Here is a 9,873-nt window from a genome sequence, read left to right as displayed (position 1 = left end):
TCCTTGGGCTTGGTGGCGGTGTCCTTCACGTCCTGGGACAGCTCCGTGACGCCGGCCCCGACGACCCCGGCCAAGCCGGCCCCGGACCCCGCGGCGGACGCCATCCGCGAGGCGGCGAAGAAGGTCGGCGCCGGCGTCACGGAGCTGTCCCAGGACGTGAAGGACACCGCCACCAAGCCCAAGGACGAGACGGGCGCGAAGAAGGACGGGGACGACGAGGACGACAAGGACGGCGCGAAGCCGGACGCGTCGGCGGACCCGGACGGCAAGCAGCCCTTCCCGTGCCCGACCCACGACCCGGAGGCCCTGGCCAACGCGAAGCTGGAGCCGGGGATCCCGCTCCTGCCGGACGAGCCCTGGTACCTGGACAGCTCGCTGCTGACCCTCTACGGCCTGGACTACCAGGGCATCGTCGAGGTGAAGACGGCGAGCGGGAAGACCAAGAAGGTCCTGAAGTTCACCGCGGACTCGCTCGACATCAAGGACCTGTACCAGACCGTCGGCAAGGGCGCGAACGTCGCCCACCTGAAGTCCCGCCCCGGCTCCACGTCCAAGATCCGCGGCGCCGAGGTGACGATGTACACGGAGAGCCTCAAGGGCAACCTGTTCGGCATCATCCCGATCGAGTTCTCCCCGGACAGCCCGCCGCCGCTGAACGTCCCCTTCGCGTTCTTCACGAACGTCAAGGTCGTCCAGGCGGGCCAGTTCGGCGGCACCCTGACCGTCCCGGGCCTGAAGAACTACATCGGCCCGCCGGAGTAGGAGCATCGCCCCAGGTGAGCCGGTCGCGTCTCCGATAGCCCGTCCCCGGACCGGGGGGCGGGCTATCTGTTTTTGGACAGTCAACTCCCTTGATCTTTACGGAAGTTACCCATTCGAGTAGCGTGACTCCACCGCTGTCGGATGCGGTGCGTCGGCTGTGTCTGGGGGGGACTCCGAGCTTGTTGGTGTGCCTGTGGCATGCCCGTCGCTCGTGACTCCCGTGAGGAAACACATCTCGATGCTTCAATCCATGAACCGCCCGGTGCGCCGGGCGGTGATCTGCGCGATCGGTCTGGTGCTGGCCGCCGTCGCGGTGGGGGTGTCCGGAGCTGCGCCACCGCTCTGGGGGGACCGGACCGCCAATGCCGGCTCCATGGGAGCCCAACAGGTGGGCTCGCCCCTGAAGACGTTTCCGCTCTTCGCGCGCAACGCGAGCACCGGCGAACTGAGGGCGTACGAGGCCAACGGCACGGGCGGACTGAAGTCCGCCTACGAGCTGGGGGGCGGATTCGGCGACGCGACCGCACTCGTCCAGGCCAATGTCTCGGAGGGCGGCAGGGCCAACGACCTCTACCACCGCGCGGCTGGAACCCTCTACTACACCGCCGAGCACGGCAACGACACCAAGGTCATAGGCGGCGGCTGGGACATCTACAACACGATCGTCTCCGTCGGAAACATGGGCGGTACGGCCGACCCGGACCTGGTCGGCCGGGACGCTTCCGGCAACCTCTGGCTCTACCAGGGGAAGCCCGACGGCACCCTGGCCGCCCGGATCAGGGTCGGCACCGGGTGGAACGGCATGACGCTCGTGGGACGAGGGGACTACACGGGCGACGGCAAGGCCGACCTCCTCGCCCGCTTCGGCGACGGCACGCTCAACATCTACGCCGGTACGGGCGCGGCCACGGTGGACGCCGTGGTCGGCACTCGGTACGACGCAGGCGCGGGCTGGCAGGCGTACAAGGCGCTGGCCTCCGCCGGCGACACCGACGGCGACGGGAAGACCGACCTGATCGCGGCCGACACCGCCGGCGCGCTGTGGCTGTTCAAGGGCACCGGCAACACCGCCGCCCCCTTCGCTCCCCGGGTGCAGATCGGCGCCTCGGGCTGGGCCGCCTTCGATGTCCTCTTCTGAGCAGAACGGCTGATACGGGTATGCGTACGAACGCACAGTCGCCCAGACGCCGTCGTTTCGGCACCTGGACGCGCTTCCTGACCACCACCGCCGCAGCCACCGCCGCGGCCGTCACCTGCACGGGCAGCGGGGTGCAGCCCCCGGACGGCCTGCGTCCGGCTGCCGCCGCAGCGCCCGCCCCCTACGACCTGGAGGCGGCCCAGAAGATCCGCGAGGCCCAGTGCCTCCTCGGCAACGTGCTCCGCAAGGGCGGCACGGAGATGAAGGCCGTCGCCCGCGCGGGCCTGAAGGGGACCGAGCCCGAGCTGCTCGCCGCTGCGGCGCGCAACTACTGGGACGGCACCCCGCTGTCGGCGGCATACAAGAAGGACCATGCAGCTGCCTACGCCAAGTTCGGCGAGATGGAAGCCCGCAACAAGGCCTGGCAGGCCAATCTGTACCTGCACGACATCCCGCCGGGCTACTCGGTCGCGGGATTCCAGTGGCCGCCGGACAACCCGACCATCTTCACGGGTACGGGCTACGCGGGCTGGATCGCGGACCAGTTCTGGACTGGTGAGAGCGACTTCTACACAGATCCACATCCGTTGGCCGGCAAGGACTCCGTCGAAGCCGCCACCAAGATCGCGAAGGCCCGGTACTACCCAGAGACGCCGGCAAACTACGAGGACCGCAAGGAATGGGAATGGCGGATGGCGGGGTCCACTCCCATGTACGCCGACGACGCCCGCATCTTCCTGCAGAACGGCGGCTTCCCCACCACGGCCCCTGACCTGGGCTCGATGGAGTTCCGGATCGACGTGGAGCAGCTGAAGGCGCGCTTCGCCTCCTGCGCGACGCGCAACCCGCTTGACCCGCACAAAGTCCTGACGGCCGAGGTGGCCGTGGCCTCCCAGGAGTGGCAGGCCGAGATCGCGGGCCAGAATGCCCAGCGGGACATCATCCTCGGTGCCGAGCAGGCCGCTTCCAAGGACTTGCAGATCGCCGCGCAGGCCATGGCCGAGGCACTCGGCCAGTCCATGATCGCGGGCCGGCTCACCGACTGGGAAGCACACTTCCTCAAGGTTCCGGAAGGCAGCGGACGGCCGTCGCCGAGCGAGTTCGCCAAGGCCCGCACGGGGATCGAGCAGGCCCAAGCCCGCGCGACGGGCGGCTCTACGTGGCTTCGCGCGCGGCCCAGGACGCGCAGGACCAGGCCGCCAAGGTGACGGCTGCGCAGAGCGCCGCGTACACCATCGCCGACCAGGCGGGAGCGCCCCGCGGCCGGGGTCTGCTCTACGGCCAGCAGGCGGCACAGATCACCAAGGCGTCGGCGGCGGCCGCCCAGGCGGCAGCCAAGGCCACCGAGACCGCGCTGAACGCGACGCGTGCCTCGGCGGCCGACAGCAAGACCCTGAACTCGCTGGCCATGACGCAGGCGCACGCCTCGAAGGCAGAGTTCCGCCGCAAGGCCGCCGAAGAGGCCGCCACGCAGGCGAAGTCCGCGGCGGAGGGCGCTGCGGCGCAGGCAGTGAAGGCCGCGGAGAACGCCACGAAGGCGAAGGCGGCACAGGTCAAGGCGGAGAGCGCCGAGAAGGAGGCCAAGACCGCAGCGGCGGACGCGAAGGCCAAGCGGGAGAAGGCCGAGGCCGAGCGGGACTACGCCAAGTCGCAGAAGGAGCTCGCCGAAGCGGAGCGGGCGAAGGCCGCGGCGGCGGAAGCCAGGGCCCAGACCCAGCGGACTGCGGCGGGGAATCAGCTGTCCGCGGCGCAGACCGCGGGAACCACCGCCGAGAACAAGATGAAGGAAGCGGTCGAAGCCGAGAAGAAGGCCGTGGCGGCCCGGAACAAGGCGGTCGACGCCGAACAGCAGCGCGACGCCCTGAACGCCAAGGCCTACGCCAAGGAGTCCAAGGCCGCCGCGGATGAAGGCACGAACGCGGCCGAAGGATCCCGTACAGCGGCCACCGCGGCACGCACCGCGGCCGACAACGCGGCCACGGCGGCCACGGCCGCACGGGCCGAGGCGAATACCGCGACCGAGGCCGCGACCAGCGCAAGAGCGGCGGCCACCCGCGCCCAGGGGGCGGCCAAGCGCGCCCAGGCGGCGGCGGACGCGGCCAAGAGGGACGTCGCGGTCACCGAAGCCGCAGTGGCGAAGGCGCACTCGGCGGCAGCCGATGCCATCGACGCTTCGGACGAGGCCAAGTGGAACGCGATCACCGCGAAGTCGCAGGCGGAGACGGCACGGCAGAAAGCGGATCAGGCCAAGACGGACGCCGCGGTGGCCCGCAGCGAAGCGGTGGCGGCCGGAGCCGAGTCCGTCCGCACGGCCGGATTCGCCTTCGCCACGGCACGGGCGGCCGTGGCCGCCAGTGAGTCGGCGATGCAGGTGGTCAAGCCGGCCAACGACGCCATCGAGCTGGGTTCTCCGTACAAGGAGACCGATTCCTCCGCGGGTCTGGCCGTGCTGACCGGCCAGGCCGCGAAGACGGCGGCCGAACAGCAGGCGGCCCTGGCCCAGGCCAAGGCGGACCAGGCGGCCAAGGCCGCGGCCGAGGCGAAGAAGCTCGCCGAGCAGGCGGACACGAACGCGAAGGCGGCGGCGCAGGCCGCGCTGCAGGCGGCCGACTGGGCTGCCAAGGCGGCGAAGTCGGCGCAGGCCGCGCAGGCCTCGGCCACCGCGGCGGCGAAGTCGGCGCAGGCCGCGAAGGCCGCCGAGACCAGGACGGTCGAGTACAACCGGCAGGCCACTCAGGACGCGGCGGCGGCCCAGGCCGCGGCCACCACGGCGGGCACCTACGCGTCCGCTGCCGATTCCGCAGCCACGGACGCGGAGCGCGATGCCGCCTCGGCCCGTAAGGCGGCCAAGGCGGCGGAGGCCGACGCGGCCACCGCGAACACGGTCGCGACCAAGGCCGAGAGCGATGCCAAGACGGCGGAGGCTGCGGCGACCCGGGCGCAGGCAGCGGCGAAGGAGGCACAGGACGCGGCGACCCGCACGGAGAACCAGAAGAGTCGGGACGCCATCGCCTCGGGCGGTGTGACCGGCTTCAAGGGCGTGTTCACGCGCTCCACGATCGAACCGGTGGGCGAGCCGGTCGACCAGAACAAGTGCGTCCTGGACATCGGCTTCGACGGCTGCACGGTGAAGTTCAAGTTGACGTACAACCTGACGCTCGACTTCTACCTGTGCACGGACCCGGCGGCCCCGGAGAACGTGACCGAGGCGAACTGCCCGGCTGAGTACGTGACCTGGATCGACACCCAGAACATGGGCCTGCAGACGTACTACAAGGATGTGTACTTCAGCCGCCTGGAGATCGCACTGATCTTCGACAAGGTGTTCCTGAAGACGCTCTGGCACATGCTCACGGACGACTTCTTCAACTGCGCCAAGGGTGAACTGGAAGCGTGCATGTCGGCGGGCATCGACCTGGCCATGGGCGCCGCCAGCAAGCGGATGGAGCTCCTCATGCAGTCGATGCAGGCCTACCGGGCCGTCATGGTCACGGGCGTGGGCCTGGCGGACGCCCGGGCGCTGGCGGCGAAGGCCGATATGGATCCGAGCACGGTCGCCGCCCTCGAGCGCGAGGCGGATGCGGCCATCGACGCGCTCACCAGCTGTGCCACGAACAGCTTTCCCGCCGCGACCCGCGTGCTGATGGGGGACGGTACGTACAAGCCCATCGACCAGGTGCGCGAGAACGATCTGGTCATGGCGGGCGGTCCGGTGACCGGGACCGTCCGTCCTCAGCGGGTGACGGATACCTTCCAGCACGATGCAGGCCGTCTGCTGAGCGTCGAGGTGGCGGGCACCGGCACAGTGAGCACCACACCGGGGCACAAGTTCTACGTTGTCGGACGCGGCTGGACCGTGGCCGCCGACCTGCGAACGGGGGACCGGCTACAAGAACCGGACGGCTCGGTCCGTACGGTGACCTCGCTGGACGAGCTTCCCGTGAGCGGGACGCGCAGGGTCTACGACATCACGGTCGACGGGCTCCACAGCTTCTTCGTGCGCACGGAAGGAGACCTCCCACGGGACGTCCTGGTCCACAACTGCCTGAACCTCAGGCTGCACGAGGGAGACCGCGGAGCCCACACCATCAAGGACCACGTGGAGCCCACGCCCCAGGAGGCGATCGACAAGGCGAAGAAAGATCTTCTGGAGCACCCGAACACCAGCCGGGGCGAGTCCTCCGTGTGGACGGACTTCGACACCGCGCAGAAGTCCGTGGACGCGGCGTTCAAGAAGTGGCACTCCAACGAGGCGCACCGGAAGCAGCTGCAGAAATGGATGCAGAAGACTCCGGCGGACTCGAACAATGCCGCACATCATCTGACGATCACTGTGAGGCTGGACGCTCCCGGCTCGCTCGGCAAGATCTACAAGGCCAATGGGGACGTGCGAGACGCGGGGAACACGGTGACCATCGTATTGAAAAGGTCCCCGCACAAGGGATACATGGTCTACACCGCCTACCCGGTGGATTGACGCCGATGAGAGACGACCGGAAGCAGTTCTACATCGACTTCGGCCTCAGCGGTCTCACCAGGATGGTCGATGCCGGATGGAGTGCCGGCACGACTCCGCTGGAGATCGTGGCGGCCGTCGCCGACTGGGGTGACGGCCTATACGCCCCCACCCTCCTGGAGGACGCCCTGCGCGTGCTGGAGTCGGACCTCTCTTCCAGGGAGGTGGACATCCTGTGGTGCGCGGCATCGAAACGCTCCTACCGGCCCTGTTTCTTCGGCGTCGAGGGGCGGGCGTGGCTGCGGCGGGTCGCGGACGTCTGCGTCGAGCGGATCCGCCAGGACGATCCGTACTTCGCCGTCGCGCCGGCGGGACCCGCCCCGGCGGCGGCTTTCGCGGACGAGGTGCTGGCTGAGGTCGGGTCCGTCGCGGCGGCCGTGCGCTCCGTCGAGGGGAACCCGCATTACGGGGTCCCGGACGTGGTGCGCACGCTGGAAAGGACGGTGACGGACGTTGATCCGGATCTGGGGTTCAGGATGCTCCTGAGGGTCTTGAAGGCCTACCAGATCACGATCGGTGAACCCCGCCTCGCGCGATACCGGGATCTCGGCGAGAGGCTGGGCTACGACGAGTGCGTCGTGGAGGACGGCGGGATCGACGTCGGTACCGAGGCCTGGGCGGAGCCGGTGGACTGACCCGGCCCCGCCACGCACCGGGAGCGGCGCCCGGACCCCTTCCGGGTCCGGGCGCCGCCCTCGGCGGCTGTGCGTGCGGGGTCAGGCGAGGTTCGGGCCGCCCAGGTGGTGGACTCGGACCATGTTCGTCGTGCCGGGGACGCCGGGCGGGGAGCCCGCCGTGATGATCATCGTGTCGCCGGCGTTGTAGCGGCCGAGCTTGACCATCTCGGAGTCCACCAGGTCGACCATGGCGTCGGTGGTGTCCACGTGCGGGACGACGTACGAGTCGACGCCCCAGCTCAGCGTGAGCTGGTTGCGGGTGTTGACGTCCGTGGTGAACGCGACGATCGGCTGGGCCGCGCGGTAGCGGGAGAGGCGGCGGGCCGTGTCGCCGGACTGGGTGAAGGCGACCAGCGCCTTCCCGTCGAGGAAGTCGGCGATCTCGCAGGCCGCGCGGGCGACCGAGCCGCCCTGCGTGCGCGGCTTCTTGCCCGGGACCAGCGGCTGCAGGCCCTTGGACAGCAGCTCCTCCTCGGCCGCCGCGACGATCTTCGACATCGTCTTGACGGTCTCGATCGGGTAGGCGCCCACCGAGGACTCCGCAGACAGCATGACCGCGTCGGCGCCGTCGAGGATCGCGTTGGCCACGTCGGAGGCCTCGGCGCGGGTCGGGCGGGAGTTGGTGATCATCGACTCCATCATCTGGGTCGCGACGATCACCGGCTTGGCGTTGCGGCGGCACATCTCGATGAGCCGCTTCTGGACCATCGGGACCTTTTCGAGGGGGTACTCGACCGCCAGGTCGCCGCGGGCCACCATGACCGCGTCGAAGGCCGCGACGACGGCCTCCATGTTCTCCACGGCCTGCGGCTTCTCCACCTTGGCGATGACGGGGACCCGGCGGCCCTCCTCGTCCATCACGCGGTGGACGTCCTTGACGTCGTTGGCGTCGCGGACGAAGGACAGGGCGACCATGTCGCAGCCCATCCGCAGCGCGAAGCGCAGGTCGTCGACGTCCTTCTCCGACAGGGCGGGGACGTTCACTGCGGCACCCGGCAGGTTGATGCCCTTGTGGTCGGAGATCACGCCGCCCTCGATGACGATGGTCCGCACCCGCGGGCCGTCGACCTCGATCACGCGCAGCTCGACGTTGCCGTCGTTGATCAGGATCTGGTCGCCCTTGGCGACGTCGCCCGGCAGCCCCTTGTACGTGGTGCCGCAGATGCTCTTGTCGCCCGGGACGTCCTCCGTGGTGATGGTGAACTCGTCACCGCGCACCAGCTCGACCGGGCCCTCGGCGAAGGTCTCCAGGCGGATCTTGGGGCCCTGCAGGTCGGCGAGGACGCCGACCGCCCGCCCGGTGTCCTCGGAGACCTTGCGGACGCGGTCGTACCGCTCCTGGTGCTCTGCCTGGGACCCGTGGCTGAAGTTGAAACGGGCCACGTTCATACCGGCCTCCATGAGCGCTTTCAGCTGCTCATAGGAGTCGACGGCGGGGCCCAGCGTGCAGACGATTTTGGAACGGCGCATGGAGCGGATCCTATCGGTTTGTTTCGTAGCGGAATATTCCGTCTGGTGGAAGGTCCAAGACACGCTACCGAGCTACCAGCGCGTAGGCCTGCCTCGCGATTTCCAGCTCCTCGTCCGTGGGGACCACGGCCACCGCCACCCGGGAGCCCGCCGGGGACACCAGCCGCGGCTTCGGCGACCGGACCGCGTTCGCCTGCGGATCCACGGCCAGGCCGAGCTCCCCCAGGCCGTCCACCACGGCCTCCCGCACCTGGTGGGCGTTCTCGCCGACGCCGGCGGTGAACACGAGCGCGTCCACCCGGCCGAGCACCGCCGTGTACGCGCCGACGTACTTCTTCAGCCGGTGGACGTACGCCGCGAACGCGAGCCGCGCCGACTCGTCGCCGTCGCCCGCCCGCCGCAGCACCTCGCGCATGTCGTTGTCGCCGCACAGCCCCAGCAGACCGCTCTTCTTGTTCAGCAGCGAGTCGATCTCGTCCACCGACAGGCCCCCCACCCGCGCCAGGTGGAAGACCACCGCCGGGTCCACGTCGCCCGAACGGGTGCCCATGACCAGTCCCTCCAGCGGCGTCAGGCCCATCGACGTCTCCACGCACACCCCGCCGCGCACCGCCGACGCCGAGGCGCCGTTGCCCAGGTGCAGCACGATCACGTTGACGTCCTCGGCCGGCCGGCCGAGCAGCCCGGCCGCGGCCCGCGACACGTACGCGTGGGAGGTGCCGTGGAAGCCGTACCGGCGGATCGCGTACTTGTCCGCCGTCGCCGCGTCGATCGCGTAGCGCGCCGCGTACTCCGGCATCGTCGCGTGGAAGGCCGTGTCGAAGACCGCCACCTGCGGGACGTCGGCCCGCAGGGCGCGGGCCACCTCGATGCCCGTGACGTTCGCCGGGTTGTGCAGGGGGGCCAGCGGGATCAGGCTGCGGATCTCCGCCAGCACCTCGTCGTCGATCACGGTCGGCGCGGTGAAGCGGGTCCCGCCGTGCACCACGCGGTGCCCGACGGCCGCCAGCTCGGGGGAGTCCAGGCCCGTCCCGTCGGCGGCGAGCTCCGCCGCGACCGCCTCCAGCGCCTCCCGGTGGTCGCCGATCGCCCCGGTCCGCTCGCGCCTGCCGCCCTCGGCGGCCGGGCCGGCGAGCGGTTCGTGGACCAGCCGGGAGGTCCCCTCCCCGATCCGCTCCACGAGGCCGGCGGCGAGCCGGGTCGGGCCGGCCATGTCGAGCAGCTGGTACTTCACCGACGAGGAGCCGGAGTTGAGGACGAGGACGCGGGATGCGGTGGTCACGTGGGGAGCTTTCCTTCGGAGGGGGAGC

General features: G+C 70.1%; 6 protein-coding genes and 1 pseudogene. 5 read left to right on the top strand and 2 right to left on the bottom strand.

Translation table 11 applies throughout. The features are described 5' to 3' along the window. The 5 genes and pseudogenes from EF903_RS21585 to EF903_RS21565 form a co-directional block, all read left to right on the top strand. Positions 1–762 (top strand): annotated as a pseudogene (locus EF903_RS21585) (hypothetical protein); the annotation flags it as partial. Between the two features lie 250 nt (positions 763–1,012). Then, a complete protein-coding gene (locus EF903_RS21580) occupies positions 1,013–1,900 on the top strand; it encodes a VCBS repeat-containing protein (protein ID WP_260615737.1) in 888 nt (295 codons plus the stop codon). A 20-nt stretch (positions 1,901–1,920) separates the two neighbouring features. Then, positions 1,921–3,108 (top strand): hypothetical protein, encoded by a 1,188-nt coding sequence (locus EF903_RS21575; RefSeq protein WP_125545620.1) that lies wholly within the window; start codon positions 1,921–1,923, stop codon positions 3,106–3,108. Then, entirely contained in the window at positions 3,060–6,377 is a 3,318-nt protein-coding gene (locus EF903_RS21570) for a polymorphic toxin-type HINT domain-containing protein (RefSeq protein WP_125545618.1), read from the top strand. Before EF903_RS21575 ends, EF903_RS21570 begins: the two co-directional genes overlap by 49 nt. A gap of 5 nt (positions 6,378–6,382) precedes the next feature. Next, positions 6,383–7,051, top strand: coding sequence for a hypothetical protein (locus tag EF903_RS21565; RefSeq protein WP_125545616.1), 669 nt, complete (start codon positions 6,383–6,385; stop codon positions 7,049–7,051). Positions 7,052–7,132: 81 nt separating this feature from the next. Here the strand turns inward: EF903_RS21565 and pyk are convergent, their stop codons facing one another. Together pyk and EF903_RS21555 are read right to left on the bottom strand one after the other, a co-directional pair. Then, positions 7,133–8,563 carry a pyruvate kinase gene (gene pyk, locus EF903_RS21560; protein WP_125545614.1) on the bottom strand — a complete coding sequence of 477 codons (1,431 nt, stop codon included), beginning with the start codon at positions 8,561–8,563 and terminating at the stop codon, positions 7,133–7,135. Positions 8,564–8,627: 64 nt separating this feature from the next. Then, positions 8,628–9,845, bottom strand: coding sequence for an acetate kinase (locus tag EF903_RS21555; RefSeq protein ID WP_125545612.1), 1,218 nt, complete (start codon positions 9,843–9,845; stop codon positions 8,628–8,630). Between the last annotated feature and the right edge of the window lie 28 nt (positions 9,846–9,873).

It is taken from the genome of Streptomyces sp. WAC05292 (genome assembly GCF_003949955.1).
GTDB classification, from domain to species: domain Bacteria; phylum Actinomycetota; class Actinomycetes; order Streptomycetales; family Streptomycetaceae; genus Streptomyces; species Streptomyces globosus.
Note: the sequence above shows the minus strand (reverse complement) of the source record. Positions and strands in the feature narration are given on the sequence as shown.

Coding starts and splice junctions, on each gene's coding strand:
- EF903_RS21580 (WP_260615737.1), top strand. CDS start 1,013: ATGAACCGCCCGGTGCGCCGGGCGGTGATCTGCGCGATCGGTCTGGTG.
- EF903_RS21575 (WP_125545620.1), top strand. CDS start 1,921: ATGCGTACGAACGCACAGTCGCCCAGACGCCGTCGTTTCGGCACCTGG.
- EF903_RS21565 (WP_125545616.1), top strand. CDS start 6,383: ATGAGAGACGACCGGAAGCAGTTCTACATCGACTTCGGCCTCAGCGGT.
- pyk (WP_125545614.1), bottom strand. CDS start 8,563: ATGCGCCGTTCCAAAATCGTCTGCACGCTGGGCCCCGCCGTCGACTCC.